Source organism: Lentzea sp. (assembly GCF_035525475.1).
GTDB lineage: Bacteria > Actinomycetota > Actinomycetes > Mycobacteriales > Pseudonocardiaceae > Lentzea.
The window spans coordinates 24,387-41,245 of sequence record NZ_DATLEC010000262.1 but is presented as its reverse complement, the minus strand read 5'-3'; the positions used below and the strand labels follow the sequence as shown (position 1 = coordinate 41,245).

Genomic DNA, 16,859 nt, shown 5'->3' with positions numbered 1-16,859 from the left:
GTCGTGTGATCGCGCTGGTCTGCTCCGCCGCCGTGCTCATCACGGCGGTGCTGGTGCTGCGACAGACCGGCGAACCACCGGAAAAGCCCAGTTCAGAGCCCGTCCGACTTACACAGTACGCGGCGGATTTCATCACATTGCCGTCTCAACCGGCTGAGCCCGAACCACCGTCCTCCGTCTGGAGCAACGACGGGCGGGTCCAATGGACACCCGTGAGCGGCGCCGCCGGGTACGACGTCGGCGGCAGGCTCGTCGCCACGCCGGAAATCGCGGGGTCGGGGCGGCCCGAAGTGCGCACGGTCGACGCTTTCGGTCAGCGTTCCTCACCCGTTCGTGCGGATGAGCGACCTGGCGACGACTCGTGGCGCCGGGCGTTCGCCGGGGGCCTGGACGACTTCGACGACACGTTCCTGGAGCGCCGATACCACCTGAGCGGCCGTCGCGGGTGCGTGAACCCGTCCTCCGGCTCCGGCGGCCGCCTCGTGCTCGACATGCCGTGCGGGGACGACGCCGCGGTGCTGCGCGCACGGACGCCGCTGCGGCTGGACGAGTCGGACGAACTGGGCCGGGTGGCCGTCGTGACGGATGCCGCCGGACCGCGCGGCAAGCTCGTGCTCGACCTCGTGCCGGGGACCCCTGATCGTCTCGGACCCGTACCTCCGGCAGATGCGGTGCGCGTGGTGGTGGACGACTCCGTAGCGCCCGGCAAGCGCGGTGCGGGCGTAATGCACCGGTTCGAAGTAGTGCTGACACGCTCCGGTGTGCGCGTTCTGCAGGACGGCGCCCAAGTCGCCACGTCACCGGTCGTCCCGCGGTGGCGCGAGGCGAGCGTGCTGATCGGCGTGACCCCGCCGCCCAGCTATCCCGGACGGGTCGAGATCGACGCGGTCGGCATCTCCGGGCCGCTTCAGCCCGTGGACGAGGTGATCGAGACACCGCTCGTGGCGGGGACGCTGCGCGTGTTGGAGCCCGAGGAGGAGGCGCCGGGCATCGGCGTGGCGCGCGCACCGCTGCGTGGAGCTCCATCAGCGCGATTACGGGCCACGGTGCACATCGGCGACGGCGGTGACCTGAACGCACTGGTCGCGCAGCTCGGGTCGGCACGGGTGCCGTTGCGGCCGGAGGTGAGCGGGTGGTCCGCGGCGGAGGGCGGCGAGCTGACCGTCGTCGGCGACCTGCCGGGCGAGCTGCTCGCTCAGGCGGGACCGGACGCGCTGACGCCGTTCGTGCTGCGGATGCCCGGCGCGTCGCAGGCCCAGGTGCTGGAGAGCTACCTGGAGGTGCCGGGCCGCTCCCCGGTGAAGATGGAGAACGCCCCTGCCGAGCCCCCGCCCGTTTTGCCCGTGATGACCGCTCAGTTCATCGCTGTGGCCCCGAACGAGGCGACGCTGGTGATCACCCTGGACGCCACCTCCGCACGATCAGTGGCGCCTGTGGCGGGCTTTGAGGTGTACGTGGACAGCGGTCACGCCGCGACGCTGCCGGTACCCGGTGGTGTCGGCGGCCGGCACGAGCTGAAGATCTCGCTCAAAGGCAGCCACAACGTCGAAGTCCGCCTGCGCCCCGAGGATCCGGGGCGGCAGACGGACTCCGTGTGGCTGGAACTCAGCCGAAGTTCTCGATGACGGCCTCTGCGACGGCCTTCATCGTCGTGCGGCGGTCCATGGCGGTGCGCTGCACCCACCGGAACGCCTCCGGCTCGCTCAGACCCTGCTTGGTCATGAGAACGCCCTTGGCGCGTTCCACGACCTTGCGCGTCTCGAGCCGCTCGGTCAGCCCCGCGACCTCCTGCTCCAGCGCCGCCAGCTCGGTGAACCGGCTGATCGCCAGCTCGATCGCGGGCACGAGGTCCCGCTTGGCGAACGGCTTGACCAGGTAGGCCATCGCACCGGCGTCACGGGCGCGTTCGACCAGGTCTCGCTGGCTGAACGCGGTGAGGATCACGACCGGCGCGATCCGGTTGCCCGCGATGTGCTGCGCCGCCTCGATGCCGTCGACCTTGGGCATCTTGACGTCCAGGATCACGAGATCGGGGTTGAGCTCACTCGCGAGCTTGATGGCCTCTTCACCATCAGCGGCCTCACCCGCCACGTCATAGCCCTCCTCGCGGAGCATCTCCACGAGGTCGAGGCGGATCAGCGCCTCGTCCTCCGCCACGAGCACGCGGGGTGCCTTGCGCGTGGTTTCGGACTGGGCCTCGGCAGCCTGCTGGGTCACCGGGGTCCTCCTGACGATCGTTCCTGCGGGCGAAAGGGGAGTCTACCTGCGGTCAGGCCCCTGATCAGGCTCAGCCGCCGTGACGGCAGACACGAACTCCTCCGGCCACGGATAGGTCCGCATGCCCTCGTCGACGTTCTCGGCCGGCGCGTCGATGCGGCGGAGGGCGACCTGCTCGGAGGTGCCGAACTCCGGGTGCCCGAGCCGGTCGCGGATCTCCGCCTCGGCGGGACCGCCGGCCCACTCGACGAACCAGGCCTCACCCATCGGAAGCGCCCGCAGCCAGCTCGCGTCATGCCACAGGTGTACCCGGCGCAGCAGGGCGCTCCCAGTGGCCGCTTTCCCGACGTCGTCGTCGTTGCCGCCGCCATCGGTGTACTCGAAGCCGCGGAACTCGTGCATCCAGCGCACGTACCGCATGCCGAGGTCCCAGGCGTTCTCGTCAATCCCGACGAGAACGACCGCGGCGTCGCCGGTGGTCAGCTCGGACGAGCGCCGGTACTGCTGGTGCCGCAGGCCCGCGACGCCCATGCCGAAACCGTCCTCGGTGCGCGGCAGCAGCTCGAACAGCAGCGGGCCCAGAGCCCTGTCGCGCAGGTGCAGCTTGAGGGGCTCCCCCGGTTCCACCGTCCGGAACACGTGGGCGGGCCTGACGATGCTCACGGGCGGCATCAGCTGGAGCACGCTGGCGGCGGTGCACGCCGCCAGCAGCACCTTGGCCTCGAGCTGCCGCTGCGCCTCGGTGGCGGCGGCGGGCAGCGGTTCCCCCTCGCGGACGGCCGGGACCGCCTGGGACAGGTTCTCGCCCGTGTAGGCGCGCCGCAGATCGGCGAGCTGGTCCGTGATGGACAGACGTGCCATGACAGCAGTCCTCGTTTCCGCCGCCCGGCTCGGCAAGACAAGGACGCACGTGCACGCGTCTACGTGGTCGGTTCGCTTCGGCGAGCAGGAGTTGCTGAACACTGCGGCGGAGAGTGCCGCCCACTGCCGGGGAGCGGCTCCAGCCTCACGTCTGCTCGGACGCCGCTGACCACGTTACCGGACCGGCGCACCTGGTTTCCTCACTGGTTCTCGCGTCCTTTGCGCCGCTGTTCCTCCGCGCGCTCACGGCAGCGCCGGAGGAACTCCTCGTCGTCGGCGGCATCGGTCGCGGAGAACCGTCCCGGCCGGTCGTACTCGGGAAAGGAAGGCGCAGCGCGTTCGAACGCGCTGGAGCGCGCACGTCCGGTTCCCACCGGACGACCGGCCACGAACCACGCGATGGAACCCACCAACGGGAACAGCAGAACCAGAAGAAGCCACAGCAACTTCGGCAGATTGCGAACGGATCCGTCGTCGGTCGTGATCACGTCCACGACAGCGAAGATCACCAGGCCCAGCATCAGCACTCCGAACAGCCCACCGAAGTACAGCATCCCCCACCCCCAGGTCGCACGGTCGCCGCACATCGTGGCACCGGCCTGCCCGCTCCACCCGGCATTTGCGGCAAAAGCCTCCGAGACACGGCGCAGATGGGGCTCAGCGCCAGAGCTGCTGCGCGCCCGTTGTCCGGGCAGTAAGCAGCCCTTAGCGTCGGGTCCATGCCCAACGGTGCCGAGAGCTTGCTGGAAGTGCTGGCCGCGCACGACGTCGAGGTCGTGTTCGGCCTGCCCGGCGTCCACAACCTCGCCGTCTGGGAGGCGCTGCGCACGCAGCCCGGCATCCGCATGATCGGCGTGCGCCACGAGCAGACGGCGGTCTACGCGGCGGATGGCTACGCACGGACGACGGGCAAGCTTGGTGTGGCTGTCGTGACCACCGGCCCCGGCGCGGCGAACACGCTCGGCGCGACCGGTGAGGCCTGGGCGTCGGGCAGTCCGGTGCTCGTGGTCGCCACGGACATTCCCTCGACGCTCAGGCGCCCCGGCGTCCACCGGGGTGTGCTGCACGAGACGCGGGACCAGAAGTCGATGTTCGGGCCGGTCACCAAGGCGTCGTTCGACGTGCCCGCCGCGCAGGAGCTGGGTGCGTACGCCGACAAGGCCGCCCAGCAGGCCATGCGGAGTCCGCACGGACCCGTTTATCTCGGTGTGCCAACGGATTTCCTTTCCGCCGACGTCCCGCGTCACGGGGTGGAGAAGATCGAGGAAGCGCACCTCGTCCCCGACCTGGCCGACGCCCGTGCGTTGATCGATCAGGCGAAGAGGCCGCTGATCTGGGCAGGCGGCGGTGCGGCACGGTCCGGAGCTGGTGCCGCGGTGGGAGACCTGGCGGACAAGCTGCAAGCACCGATCGTCACCACGTACGGCGCGCGTGGGCTGACGGACAGCCGTTGGGTCGTGCGCGGTCCTGTGCACGCGCCACCCGTCGGGAAGCTGTGGGACGAGGCCGATCTCGTGATCGCGGTCGGCACGGACCTCGACGGCATGATGACGCAGAACTGGCTGCAGCCCAAGCCACCCGCGCTGCTGGCCATCAACGTCGACGAAGCCGACGCGAACAAGAACTACCCCGCCGACGTCACGGTCGAAGGCGATGCCGCCGCGGTCACCGCCGCACTCGTGGCCGTCGTGGGTGAGAAGGAGACCGTCGTCGACGTCGGCGCGGTCAACGCCGAAGTGCGGGCGTTCGCGGAGGCGGACTCCCCCGAAGCCGTGACGTTGCTGGACGCGCTCGAAGGCACCGACGCCACGATCGTCGCCGACATGTGCATCCCCGGCTACTGGATCGGCGGCTTCCACCACGTCACCAGGGAACGCGGCCTCGCCTACCCGGTTGGCTGGGGCACGCTCGGCTTCGGCTTCCCGGCGGCGATCGGCGCGGCCGTCGAACGCGGGACGATCGCCGTGGTCGGCGACGGCGGCTTCCTGTTCGCGTGCGGGGACCTCGCGACGCTCAAACAGGAGAACCTGCCGTTGACGATCGTCCTCGTCGACGACGGCGGCTACGGGATGCTGCGCTACGACCAGCGGGTCGCCGGGCACGCGATCACCGGCGTGGACCTGGCGCGGCCGGACTTCGCGAAGCTCGCGGAGAGCTTCGGCATCCCGGCGGTCGCGCTGAAGGGCTTCGACGGGCTCGCGGACGCGCTGGCGAACGCCACCGGGCCCGCCATGATCGTCGTCGAGGCGAGCCTCGAACCGCCGATCACCACCTCACCCCGCTGGTACCGCAGAAACGCCACTTGATCAGCTGGTCGCTCGGTACCGTCCGGCCATGAGACGTGGTCTGGGGATCGTGCTCGCCGTGCAGGCAGTGGTGCTGACCGCGTTGTCGGGACGGTACGGCTTCCACCGCGACGAGCTCTACTTCATCGCGGCCGGCAAGCACCCCGCGTGGGGATACGTCGACCAGCCGCCGATCACCCCGATGCTCGCCCGCGCCGCGGTCGAGCTGTTCGGCGAGACGCCCGTCGGTCTTCGTGTCGTGGCAACACTTCTCGCACTTGCGACAACGGTGGTGGTCGCCTTCATCGCGAAGGAGCTCGGCGGCGGTGAGGTGTTCGCCGCTACCGCCTCCGCCACGTCGACCTTCGTCCTGGCCGTGGCCCACATGCTTTCCACGGCATCGGTCGACCTGGTGATCTGGGTGCTCATCGGCTACTTCGCGGTCATGCTGCTGAAGACCCGGGACGGACGCTGGTGGCTGGCCCTGGGCGCGACCACAGGCGTCGGCCTGGCCAACAAGTGGCTGCTGCTGTTGCTGTTGGCGGCACTGGCGATCGCGTTGGCAGCGGTCGGCCCGCGTGACGTCCTGCGCACGTGGTGGCTCCCCATCGGAGCGGCGCTGAGCCTCGTGATCGCCACACCTGTGCTGGCGTGGCAGGCGATGCACGACTTCCCGTTGCTCACGGTTGCTCGCGGCATCAGCGAGGACGACGGCACCGAGAACCGCGTCCTGTTCCTGCCCATGCAGCTGGTCATGCTGTCGCCGCTCCTGGTGCCGGTCTGGGTGGCCGGCTTCCGCACCCTCTGGCGCGACAGGGCCTTCCGCTCGCTGGCCCTCGCCTACCCGATCCTGTGCGTGCTGTGCCTGATCGCCGGCGGCAAGCCCTACTACGCCGTGCCGCTCCTGCTCGTCCTGGTGGCCGCGGGCGCCCGTCAGAGCCAGGAATGGCTGCAGCGCCGCCGGACGCTCGGCGGCGTGCTCGTGGCGCTGAGCGTCGTTCCCGCGTTGATCGGCTCGTTGCCGATCCTGCCGCCGAGCGCCCTCGGCCCGATCCTCGCCGTCAATCCCGAACAGGGCGAACAGGTCGGCTGGCGCGAGCTCGCCGACACCGTCGAGAAGGCCTGGGTGCAGAACGACCGCCCCGTCGTCATCACCCGCAACTACGGCCAGGCCGGCGCGATCCAGACCTACACGCAGATCCCCGTGTACTCCGGCCACATGTCCTTCTACGACTGGGGACCACCCCAGACCCCGAGCGAGAAGGTGCTCCTCGTCGGCTTCAACACCCCGCCGTTCACAGACTGCAAACGCTTGGCACAGCACAACAACGTCGTGGAGAACGAGGAAGACGGCACGGAGATATGGGCGTGCACGGCACCAACTGGGTCCTGGGAGGAAGCCTGGCCACAGCTGCGCCGCTACTACTGACAGACTCACCCGGTGACTCGAACCTGGCCCACGAACCACGCCGACGACGAAGCCGTGCTCGCCTGGGAGTTCCTGGACTTCCTGCGCAAGACCGCCGTGATGAAGGTCGACGGGCTGACCCGCGGCCAGGCCGCGGCAGCACCCATCGCCACCTCGCCGCGACTGACGGCGCTCGGCGTGCTCAAGCACCTCGTGGCGGTGGAGCGGTACTGGCTCTGCATCGCGGGAGCGGGCCTGGAGCTGCCCTCCCTGTGGAAGGGCGATCCGGACCCGTCGTGGGACCTCGCGGAGAGCGACACCCCGGAGTCGTTGATCCAGGCCTATCGCGAGGAGTGGGCCAACGCGGAGCCACTACGACAGCGCAAGCCCGACGACGACGCCGCGGACGGCGAACGGACCGTCCGCTGGATCCTGGCGCACGTGGCCCAGGAGACGGCCCGGCACGTGGGCCACCTGGACCTGCTCCGCGAGCTCGCGGACGGCCAGACCGGCGAGTAGCCGCTCACCTCTCGCCGGGCCACAACGGCGTGAGCGGCGCGACCACACCGTCGAGCGCGTTGTCGACGATGGCACCGGCGAGCGGCATCAAGGTGGCGCGCGACCACACCAGCCGCTCGCGCAAGGCCGGAAACGCCAGCGCGGCGGCAGCCTGCTCGATCACCTCCTGGCGGTCGTGCTGCAGGCACCTGAGCAACGGCTCGGACGCGCTCACGACGCGGACGCCCGACCACGCCAACCGGCGTACCGCTGCCGCCGCCTGGCTGCGCACCCACCACTTCGAGTCGCGCAGACGGCCGACGACCGGCGGCAGAGCGGCCGGATCAGCCGTGTCACCCAGGGCCGTCACCGCGATCTGACGGCGGGTGGCCAGCCAGTGCGTCGCGTCCGGCGCGATGCGCTCGACCGGCTTGGCGCGGTGCAGCCTGGTGATGCCGTACAGCCACACCCACGGGCTGCGGTACACCTCCTGGCCGAGCCACCGGCGGACCGGGCCGTCGGTCTCGGCGTAGAAGTGCCGGAGCGCGAACTGCGGGTCGCGGTCGGGATCGCGCTCGGCCAGCACCCGGCAGAGGAGCGGACGCACGGGCCCCGCGTCATCAAGGGTGTCCAGGATGATTTCCTCGACACCCGGCTCGGTGCTCTCGATCAAATTCCTGATGTGGGCACGCTGATCCGGTGAACCCCAGTCCCCCGTCCCAGCCAGCGCCCCGTCGCTGCTGAGTTCCCCCATTTCCCCATCATGGCCGACTCGTGTAGTCGCCCACAGCGTTTTCGCACACCTCCTGGAGAGCGCTCACCGCGTCCCGCAACAGCGGGTTCGTATTCGCGGTGCGGTGGACAACATGCACGTGCCTGCGCAAAGGCTTGTGACGCAACTGCATCGCGTGCGTACCCGGCAACGCCTTGTACCCCAGCGCGGGCACGAGAGCGACCCCGACACCGGCCGCCACGAGTGATTGCACGACCTCGTAATCATTGCTTCGGAAAGCAATTCTTGGCGCGAATCCCGCCGCGGCGCACAACCGCGTGAGACATGTTGCTCCCGCGGTGCCGTCACGCGACGCGATCCAGCGTTCATCTTTGAGATCTTCGAGTTTCACGTTGTTCTTCGCCGCTGGGTGCGCGACCGGCACCATGACGAGGAGCGACTCGTCCAGCAACGGCACCACGGTCAGCTCCTCCGGCCAGGTCCGCGGCACGAGGTCGTAGGCGTAGACCAGCGCCAGGTCGAGCTCACCGGTCAGCACCAGCGGCAGCACGTCGTCCGGCTCGGCCTCGTCCAGGCGGATCTCGGCGTCCGGCAGGTCCGCCGACAGCCTCGCCAACGCCCTGGGCACCACCCGCGAGCTGGCCGTGGGGAACGTGCCGATCCGCAGACGCCCTCGCAGCCCCTGCACCATCGCCTTCACCTCGTGCTCGAACCCGTCGAACGCCGCGAGCAGCTCACCACCGCGGTCGGCGATCATCAGAGCGGCACTGGCCGGCCTGATCGAGTGCGCCTCCCGTTCGAAGAGCGTCACACCGACGGCGCGCTCGAACGCCGAGATCTGCTGCGACACGGCCGACGACGTGTAGCCGAGCCGGCGTGCCGCCTCAGCGAACGACCCCGTCTTCACGACCTCGACGAGCGTGCGGAGATGAACCGGGTTGAGCACCAGGACAGCTTATGCTCGACGTCGCCAGGTTTCAGTCTGCGACCTCTGGCGCGGCCACTGGGCGGACACCAGGGTGGAGCGCATGCCCTATGTCTCCACGAACCCGGCGAACACCTCTGACGTGGTCACCGAGATCGAGCTCGGGACCAGCCGCACCTTCGTCGAAGCAGCGCTGCGGGCGAAGGCGGCACAACGCGCGTGGGCCCGCGTGCCCGCACCCGTGCGCGGTCAGGTCATCGGCAACATCGGCAGGCTCGTCGAGGCGAACTCCGAGCCGCTCGCCCAGCTCGTGACCCGCGAGATCGGCAAGCCGATCGCGGAGGCACGCGGCGAGGTGCGGGAGATCGTGGACACCTGCGACTTCTTCGTCGGCGAGGGCAGGCGCCTCTACGGGCAGACCGTCCCGTCCGAGATGCCCGACAAGCAGCTCTTCACCTTCCGCAACCCGGTCGGCGCCGCGGCGATCATCACCGCCGGCAACTTCCCGGTCGCCGTACCGTCCTGGTACATCGTCCCGGCGCTGCTGTGCGGCAACTCGGTCGTGTGGAAGCCCGCCGAGTACTCCGCCGCGTCGGCCCAGGCCTTCTACGACGTGTTCCAGGCGGCCGGCCTCCCGGCCGGCGTGTTCGAGATCGTCTTCGCCGAGGGCTCGGAGACGTTCGACGGCCTGGAGCAGTCGCTCCGGCAGGGCCTCGTCGACAAGGTCGGCTTCACCGGGTCCAGCGAGGTCGGTGTGCGGATCGGGGAGCTGTGCGGACGCCACCTCCAGACGCCGTGCCTGGAGCTGGGCGGCAAGAACCCGATGGTCGTCACCGAGGACGCCGACCTGGACCTGGCCGTGCAGGGCGCGCTGTTCGCCGGCTTCGGCTCCGCGGGTCAGCGCTGCACCTCGCTCGGCACGGCGATCGTGCACGAGTCGGTGTACGACGAGTTCCTGACCCGGTTCGTCGAGGCCGTGTCCGCCGCCACCGTGGGCGACCCGACCGGCGATGTCCTCTACGGACCACTGCTGGACGAGAAGTTCGCGGTGGCGTACGAGAAGTACCTCGGCTGGATCGGCGAGCACCACTCGGTGCACGGCCCGACCGGCCGCATCACGGCCTCCAGCCCGCGCAACGGTTTCACCGGTGAGAACGGCTTCTTCTACCACCCCGCAATCGTTTCCGGTGTGCGTGCCGACGACGAGCTGTTCCTCCAGGAGACGTTCGGCCCGATCGTCGGCGTCATGAAGTACTCGGACCTGGACGAGGCGATCGAGCTGGGCAACAGGCCTGGCTACGGCCTGTCGTGCTCGATCTACACCACGGACCCGGACAAGGCCTTCCGGTTCCGCGCCGGCATCTCCGCCGGGATGGTGAGCGTCAACAACTCGACGTCCGGGGCCGAGGCGCACCTGCCGTTCGGCGGCAACGGCAAGAGCGGCAACGGCTCCCGGCAGTCGGGCGTGTGGGTGCTCGACCAGTTCACCCGCTGGCAGTCCATGAACTGGGACCACTCAGGGAAGCTGCAGAAAGCGCAGATGGACACTCTCGCGATCGAGGCGAACCTTGACTTCCGCCTCGCCTGAGCTGCCCAGCCAGGCGGAGGTCGTCGTCATCGGCGGCGGGGTGATCGGCACATCCGTTGCCTTTCACCTCGCTGAGGCAGGCGTCCGGGATGTTGTAGTCGTGGAGAAGGATGAGCTGGGGTCCGGCTCCACCTGCAAGGCTGCGGGGGGAGTGCGCGCCCAGTTCTCCGACGAGCTGAACATCAGGCTCGGCGCCCGGTCACTCGAAGCGTTCCAGCGCTTTCCACAGCGGCCCGGGCAGGAGATCGATCTGCACCAGGTCGGCTATCTGTTCCTCCTTTCCTCTCGGGACCACGTCACGGCGTTCGAGCGCAACGTCGACCTCCAGAACTCCCTCGGCGTGCCCAGCCAGATGCTGACTGTCGAGGAAGCCCGGCGGCTGTCGCCGTTGGTGGAAGCGGACGGCCTGCTCGCGGCGGCCTTCTCCCCGGACGACGGGCACTGCACGCCTGAGTCCGTCGTCCTCGGTTATGCCACCGCGGCCCGCCGGTTCGGTGCCCGCTTCCGCACCAGAACCACCGTGAGATCGATCGTAGGGACGGGGTCCGACACTTTTCGCGTCGAAACCGACCGGGGAGCGGTTTCGACGCCGGCTGTGGTCTGCGCGGCGGGTGCGTGGTCGCGGGAGATCGGCGAGATGGTGGGCGTTGACCTGCCGGTTTCTCCTTTCCGACGGCAGGTCATGTTCACCGGACCCATGCCGGAGCTACACGATCGGGTGACTCCGTTCACCATCGACTTCGGCAGCACCTTCTACTTCCACCGCGAGGGCCGCGGTCTGCTGTTCGGCATGTCCGACCCGGACGAGACGCCGGGCTTCAAGCTGGACATGTCCGACGCGTGGCTGCCGCGGCTCACCGAGGCGATCGCCAGGCGTGCGCCGAGGCTGCTCGACGTGGGCGTGCGCAACGGCTGGGCCGGGCTGTACGAGGTGACGCCGGACCACAACGCGCTGATCGGCTCGGCCGGAAGGTTCTTCTACGCCACCGGTTTCTCCGGGCACGGTTTCCTGCAGGGCCCGGCCGTCGGCGAGGTCGTGCGCGACCTCGTGCTCGGCCGCGAGCCGTTCGTCGACGTGTCCGCTTTGGACGCCTCCCGCTTCGCCGCCGGCCAGGCGCGGCCCGAACTCAACCGCGTGTGAGGGAAGTGATGGACGTTCTTCAGCTCATGGACGAGTGGGGACCCGAGAAGGTCGTCTGCGTGTCCGACCGGCGCACCGGCATGAAGGGTGTGCTCGTCATCGACAACACCGCGCGCGGAATGGGCAAGGGCGGCACGCGGATGAGCCCGCACGTGACGGTCGCGGAGATCGCCCGTCTCGCGCGCGTGATGACGTGGAAGTGGGCGGGCGTCGACCTGTTCTTCGGCGGCGCCAAGGCGGGGATCATGTTCGATCCTTCTTCTCCCGGCAAGGAATCAGCGCTGCGGGCGTTCGCTCGCAAGCTCACCAACGAGGTGCCGCGCGAGTACGTGCTCGGGCTCGACATGGGCCTCACCGAACGGGACGCCGCGATCGTCCAGGACGAACTGTCGGACCGCGGCGCTATGATGGGCGCACCGGCTCAACTCGGCGGTCTTCCGTACGACGAGCTGGGCGTCACCGGGTTCGGCGTGGCCGAGGTGGCGGACGAACTGGTGGAGCTGCGCGGCAAGCGCGTCGCCATCCAGGGTTTCGGTGCGGTCGGTGCCGCGGCGGCGAAGCGGTTCGCCGAACTCGGCGCTGTCGTCGTTGCTGTCTCGTCGGTGCACGGGGCGTTGGTCGATGCCAACGGCCTGGATGTCGCACGGCTGCTGAGCTTGCGAAGCCGCTTCGGTGACTTCGCGGTGAAGGAGTACGGCGATGTCCGCGAGCTCGGCGCCGAGCTGCGGGTGCCGTGCGACGTGCTGGTGCCGGCGGCGCTGCAGGACGTGATCGACGCGGATCTCGCGGGTGAGCTCGACACCGCCCTGGTGGTCGAGGGTGCGAACCTGCCGACTTCCGTTGCGGCGCAGGAGGTCCTCGCGAGACGCGGGGTCACCGTCGTGCCGGACTTCATCGCGAACGCCGGCGGCGTGATCGCGGCGGCGTTCGGGATGGACGCGCGGTACTCGGCGTTCCCGGTGAACCCCGTGACGGTGCTGGACGCCGTGTCTTCGAAGCTGAGGACCAACGCGGTGCACGTCGTCGCCGAGGCGAGAAGCCGTGGCATGACAACGCATGCGGCTGCGCGCGAGCTGGCGCAGGAACGCGTGCTGGCCGCGATGAAGCTGCGGGGGCGGGTCGCATGAGCTCGCTCGAAGGCGTGGTGATCGCCGACTTCAGCCGGGTGCTGGCGGCGCCGTACGCGACGATGGTGCTGGGCGACCTCGGTGCCGAGGTCGTCAAGGTGGAGCAGCCCGGCAGGGGCGACGAGACCCGCACGTGGGGTCCGCCGCACTACGAGGACGAGGCGACGTACTTCCTGTCCGTCAACAGGAACAAGACGTCCGTGCAGATCGACCTGTCGACCGAGGCGGGCCGGGAGAAGGCGCGCGAGCTGATCGCGCGTGCGGACGTGGTGGTCGAGAACTTCAAGCCGGGCACCATGAAGAAGTTCGGGCTGGACTACGAGTCGCTGGGGCGTGACGACCTCGTCTACTGCTCGATCTCGGGGTTCGGTTCGGGCAAGGGCGCGGACCTGTCCGGCTACGACCTGCTCGTGCAGGCCGTGGGCGGGTTGATGAGCGTGACGGGGCCCGGTCCGTACGAGCCGGTGAAGACCGGTGTGGCGTTGGTCGACGTCCTCACCGGGCTGCACGCGTGCGTGGGCATCCTGGCCGCGTTGCGGCACCGGGAGGCGACCGGGCAGGGGCAGCTCGTCGAGCTGGACCTGCTGACGGTGCTGCTGTCCAGCATGGTGAACCAGAGCGCGGGCTTCACGCTGGCGGGGGCGGTGCCGAAGCCGATGGGCAACCGGCACCCGTCGATCGCGCCGTACGAGGTGTTCCCGACGGCCGACCAGCCGATGGTGCTCGCCGTGGGCAACGACAGGCAGTTCCGGCGGCTGTGCTCGGTGCTGGACGTGCCGGAGCTGGCCACGGACCCGCGGTTCGTCGCGAACTCCGACAGGGTCGAGCACGTCGACGAGCTGTTCGAGGTCCTTTCGGCTCGGCTGCGGACGCGTCCCGCGCAGCACTGGTTCGAGACCCTGACGCCGCTCGGCGTGCCGTGCGGCCCGGTGAACGACGTCGCGCACGCGTTCGCGCTGGCCGAGTCGCTGGACCTCGGCCCGACCGCGACGATCGGCGACATGACACTGGTCGCGAACCCCATCCGCCTGTCGCGCACGCCGGTCACCTACCGGCTGCGCCCGCCGAAGCTGGAGCAGTGACGTGCAGGACCCGTTGCAGTTGCTGGACATCCCGTCGTTGCTGAGCGACGAGGAGCGCGACATCCAGGCCACCGTCGCGGCGTTCCTCGCCGACCACGTGCGGCCGCACATCGCGTCCTGGTTCGAGGAGGGCGTGCTGCCGCGCGAACTGGCGCGGGAGCTAGGCAAGCTCGGGGTGCTGGGTATGCACCTCGAGGGCTACGGCTGTGCGGGGACGTCCGCGCTGGCGTACGGGCTCGCCTGCCTGGAGCTGGAGGCGGTGGACAGCGGGATCCGCAGCTTCGTGTCGGTGCAGGGTTCGCTGTCGATGTTCTCGATCTGGAAGTACGGCTCGGAGGAGCAGAAGCAGGAGTGGCTGCCGCGGCTCGCCGCCGGTGAGGCGATCGGCTGCTTCGGGCTGACCGAGCCGGACTTCGGTTCCGACCCGTCGGGCATGCGCACGCGTGCCGTGCGCGACGGCGCGGACTGGGTGCTCGACGGCACCAAGATGTGGATCACCAACGGTGGTCTGGCGGACGTGGCGACCGTGTGGGCGCGGACCGGTGAAGGAATTCGCGGATTCCTCGTTCCCCGGGGCACGCCGGGATTCTCGACGCGGGACATCAAGAACAAGCTGTCAATGCGAGCGTCCGTCACATCCGAGTTGATCCTGGAGGGCGTGCGGGTGCCGGAAAGCGCGCGGCTACCGCTCGCGACTTCCCTGCGCGCTCCCCTTTCCTGCCTCAACGAGGCGCGGTTCGGGATCGTGTTCGGCGCTGTAGGCGCGGCACGGGATTCGTTGCAGGCGGCGCTGCGCTACTCGGGTACGCGCATCCAGTTCGACAAGCAGATCGCCGCCTTCCAGCTGACGCAACGCAAGCTCGCGAGCATGTCCGTGCAGGTGAACAACGCCATGCTGCTCGCGTTGCACCTCGCGAAGCTCAAGGAGGCCGGCACGGTGAAGCCGGAGCAGATCAGCGTCGGCAAGTACAACAACGTCGAGGCGGCCATCTCGATCGCGAGGGAAAGCCGCACGATCCTCGGCGCCAACGGCATCTCTTCGGAGTACTCGCCGCTGCGTCACGCGAACAACCTGGAATCCGTGCTGACCTACGAGGGCACTTCCGACATCCATTTGCTATCCATCGGCCACGCGTTGACCGGAATCGCCTCGTTCCGCTGAACGTTCGCCTTATCCTGCAACCCACACTGGGGGTTCGCGGGTGGGAGGACGTTCTGCCGGACGAGACAAGCAGCCGCAGTGACGCGCGCCGCAACCGCAAGCGATTGCTGGATGCCGCGACGCACGTCCTGCGGGCTGAACCAGCAACGGCGACGATGCAGTCGATCGCGCGTGAGGCGGCGCTTTCGCAAGCGACGGCGTATCGCCACTTCGCGTCCGTGGAAGCGCTTGTGACGGCGTACCACGAGGACGTCATAGCGTCGTTGGCGGAACACGGCGAACGATGCCGCAAGAACGGCAAGGAACTTTTCGAGCACCAGGCCACGCGCTGGGTGAAGCTGCAGAACGTGCACGGCCCGGTGATAGTGCGGTTTTGTTCGCAGCGCGGGTTCCTGGAGCGTCTGCAAACCGCGGACGCCATGACCGCGCTGTCGTGCGGCGCGTGGGACAGGGCGCTGCGCGGGGTGCTGATCGAACTGGCGTTGCCGGACACCTTGTTGAACGTGGCACGGTTTCTGCACAACTCGTTGTTCGACCCGCGCGAGATCATGGACCTCACGAAGACCGCCGGACTCCCCGACGAGCAGGTGGTCCGGCGGCTCTCCGACGCGTTCTACGGTGCGTTGTCGGGCTGGGCCTCGCACTAGATCCCGAGCGGGAGCACCCACTTCAGCTCGGACTTCACGTTCGGGCGGCCGTCCTGCGGGTTCTCCCCCGCGATGCCGCCGGCCGCGATCTTGTCCAGGGTCTTGAGGCCCTCGGGCAGGATCTGGCCGAACACCGTGTAGTTCGGGCGCAGGACCGAGTCCGACTGCACGAGGAAGAACTGGGAGCCGTTCGTGTCCGGGCCGGCGTTGGCCATGGCGAGCGTGCCGCGCGGGTAGATGCGGCGCTGACCGGTCGGGTCGTTCGGCGCGGGTTGCAGGTCGGTCGGCAATTCGTCCTTGTACTTGTAGCCGGGGCCGCCCTCACCGGTGTTGGAGGGATCGCCACACTGCAGCACCTTCAGCGTCGGGTACGCGGTGAGGCGGTGGCACTCGGTCTGGTTGTAGAAGCCGCGGTGCGCCAGGTGGATGAAGCTGTGCGCGGTGCACGGCGCCTTGGCGCGGTCGAGCACCAGCGGGATGTCGCCCTGGCCGGTCTTCACCTTCACCTTCACCTTGCCCCTGGTGAACCACGGGTCGTGGGGGATGGACACCGGGCGCGCGGCGGGTTCGTCCGGCGTCGCGGTGTAAGCGCAGTCGGGACGGGCCCCGTGCTGCGCTTCGGGCTGCGCGGACGCGGCCGGGGTGGTGATGAGTCCGACGGCCACTGCCGCCACTGCCAGACCAGCTGCGATTCGCCTCATGCGCGCTTCCTAGCCGACCCGTGGTGCCCCGGCAAGGTTTGACCGATCACTCGGTCGCCGATGTTCTCGGTCCGGCGCCGTGAGATTGCGGTCCTGCTTTCGTCTCGAGCGAGCCCCATGGCCGCGCTTCACTCGATCCAGCGACGTGTATCGGAATCGAGACGGGGTACCCGGACTGCATAGGGAGGTAATGCAGTCATGGGTTTCGACGAGTTGAAGAACAAGGCCAAGGACCTGGTCGGCGAGCACGGCGACAAGGTCGACCAGGGTGTCGAACGCGCGGGCCAGTTCGCCGACGAGAAGACCGGCGGCAAGCACACCGAGCACATCGACCAGGGCGAGGACAAGCTCAAGGAAGGCCTTCAGAACTTCGGCGGCCAGCAGTAGCCGAGTGAGTCACACCCGGCGTGGGTCCGTGAGGCTGCGCATGCGATTGGTTCGCGTGTGAGTTACCCCTGATCGGACGATTGGCGCCTGCGGGCGC

17 protein-coding genes are annotated in these 16,859 nt (G+C 69.1%); 11 read left to right on the top strand and 6 right to left on the bottom strand.

The annotated features are described in order from the left end of the window. Positions 1–212: 212 nt before the first annotated feature. On the top strand, positions 213–1,625 hold the full coding sequence (locus VM306_RS40155) for a hypothetical protein (RefSeq protein ID WP_325524746.1): 1,413 nt from the start codon (positions 213–215) through the stop codon (positions 1,623–1,625). On the opposite strand, the gene VM306_RS40150 is transcribed toward VM306_RS40155, so the two are convergent. From VM306_RS40150 to VM306_RS40140, 3 genes are all read right to left on the bottom strand, one after another. Continuing rightward, positions 1,606–2,217: an ANTAR domain-containing response regulator gene (locus tag VM306_RS40150; protein WP_325524744.1), complete on the bottom strand. Its 612-nt coding sequence runs from the start codon at positions 2,215–2,217 to the stop codon at positions 1,606–1,608. The two genes, VM306_RS40155 and VM306_RS40150, sit on opposite strands and share 20 nt — an antisense overlap. A 42-nt stretch (positions 2,218–2,259) precedes the next feature. Then, the gene (locus VM306_RS40145; RefSeq protein WP_325524741.1) at positions 2,260–3,078 is read right to left on the bottom strand and encodes a hypothetical protein; all 819 of its coding nucleotides are present in this window, start codon (positions 3,076–3,078) and stop codon (positions 2,260–2,262) included. Positions 3,079–3,278: 200 nt separating this feature from the next. Beyond that, on the bottom strand, positions 3,279–3,632 hold the full coding sequence (locus VM306_RS40140; protein ID WP_325524738.1) for a PLDc N-terminal domain-containing protein: 354 nt from the start codon (positions 3,630–3,632) through the stop codon (positions 3,279–3,281). Positions 3,633–3,797: 165 nt separating this feature from the next. Here VM306_RS40140 and VM306_RS40135 point away from each other — a divergent pair, with 165 nt between their 5' ends. The 3 genes from VM306_RS40135 to VM306_RS40125 are packed head-to-tail and all read left to right on the top strand — an operon-like array spanning position 3,798 to position 7,290. Next, the gene (locus VM306_RS40135; protein ID WP_325524735.1) at positions 3,798–5,384 is read left to right on the top strand and encodes a thiamine pyrophosphate-binding protein; all 1,587 of its coding nucleotides are present in this window, start codon (positions 3,798–3,800) and stop codon (positions 5,382–5,384) included. Between the two features lie 28 nt (positions 5,385–5,412). Next, positions 5,413–6,792 (top strand): ArnT family glycosyltransferase, encoded by a 1,380-nt coding sequence (locus tag VM306_RS40130; RefSeq protein WP_325524732.1) that lies wholly within the window; start codon positions 5,413–5,415, stop codon positions 6,790–6,792. Positions 6,793–6,804: 12 nt separating this feature from the next. After that, positions 6,805–7,290: a DUF664 domain-containing protein gene (locus VM306_RS40125; protein ID WP_325524729.1), complete on the top strand. Its 486-nt coding sequence runs from the start codon at positions 6,805–6,807 to the stop codon at positions 7,288–7,290. 4 nt (positions 7,291–7,294) lie between these two features. Here VM306_RS40125 and VM306_RS40120 read toward each other — a convergent pair whose 3' ends face one another. Further along, positions 7,295–7,942, bottom strand: a complete 648-nt coding sequence (locus VM306_RS40120; protein WP_325524727.1) for a HEAT repeat domain-containing protein — start codon at positions 7,940–7,942, stop codon at positions 7,295–7,297. An 88-nt stretch (positions 7,943–8,030) separates the two neighbouring features. Further along, positions 8,031–8,948: a LysR family transcriptional regulator gene (locus tag VM306_RS40115; protein ID WP_325524724.1), complete on the bottom strand. Its 918-nt coding sequence runs from the start codon at positions 8,946–8,948 to the stop codon at positions 8,031–8,033. Between the two features lie 82 nt (positions 8,949–9,030). Here VM306_RS40115 and VM306_RS40110 point away from each other — a divergent pair, with 82 nt between their 5' ends. The 6 genes from VM306_RS40110 (at position 9,031) to VM306_RS40085 (ending at position 15,674) form a co-directional block, all read left to right on the top strand. Beyond that, positions 9,031–10,515, top strand: a complete 1,485-nt coding sequence (locus tag VM306_RS40110; protein WP_325524721.1) for an aldehyde dehydrogenase family protein — start codon at positions 9,031–9,033, stop codon at positions 10,513–10,515. A gap of 1 nt (position 10,516) precedes the next feature. Continuing rightward, on the top strand, positions 10,517–11,656 hold the full coding sequence (locus VM306_RS40105; RefSeq protein ID WP_325524817.1) for an FAD-binding oxidoreductase: 1,140 nt from the start codon (positions 10,517–10,519) through the stop codon (positions 11,654–11,656). 8 nt (positions 11,657–11,664) lie between these two features. Then, the gene (locus VM306_RS40100; RefSeq protein WP_325524719.1) at positions 11,665–12,783 is read left to right on the top strand and encodes a Glu/Leu/Phe/Val family dehydrogenase; all 1,119 of its coding nucleotides are present in this window, start codon (positions 11,665–11,667) and stop codon (positions 12,781–12,783) included. Continuing rightward, positions 12,780–13,865, top strand: coding sequence for a CoA transferase (locus VM306_RS40095; RefSeq protein WP_325524715.1), 1,086 nt, complete (start codon positions 12,780–12,782; stop codon positions 13,863–13,865). Before VM306_RS40100 ends, VM306_RS40095 begins: the two co-directional genes overlap by 4 nt. Before the next feature lies 1 nt (position 13,866). Further along, complete coding sequence (locus tag VM306_RS40090) at positions 13,867–15,027, top strand: acyl-CoA dehydrogenase family protein (protein WP_325524713.1); 1,161 nt, start codon at positions 13,867–13,869, stop codon at positions 15,025–15,027. Positions 15,028–15,131: 104 nt separating this feature from the next. Continuing rightward, positions 15,132–15,674 (top strand): helix-turn-helix domain-containing protein, encoded by a 543-nt coding sequence (locus VM306_RS40085; RefSeq protein ID WP_325524711.1) that lies wholly within the window; start codon positions 15,132–15,134, stop codon positions 15,672–15,674. On the opposite strand, the gene VM306_RS40080 is transcribed toward VM306_RS40085, so the two are convergent. Beyond that, positions 15,671–16,375 (bottom strand): peptidylprolyl isomerase, encoded by a 705-nt coding sequence (locus VM306_RS40080; RefSeq protein ID WP_325524709.1) that lies wholly within the window; start codon positions 16,373–16,375, stop codon positions 15,671–15,673. The two genes, VM306_RS40085 and VM306_RS40080, sit on opposite strands and share 4 nt — an antisense overlap. A 198-nt stretch (positions 16,376–16,573) precedes the next feature. On the opposite strand from VM306_RS40080, the gene VM306_RS40075 reads away from it, so the two are divergent. After that, positions 16,574–16,762: an antitoxin gene (locus tag VM306_RS40075; RefSeq protein WP_325524706.1), complete on the top strand. Its 189-nt coding sequence runs from the start codon at positions 16,574–16,576 to the stop codon at positions 16,760–16,762. Positions 16,763–16,859 lie beyond the last annotated feature (97 nt).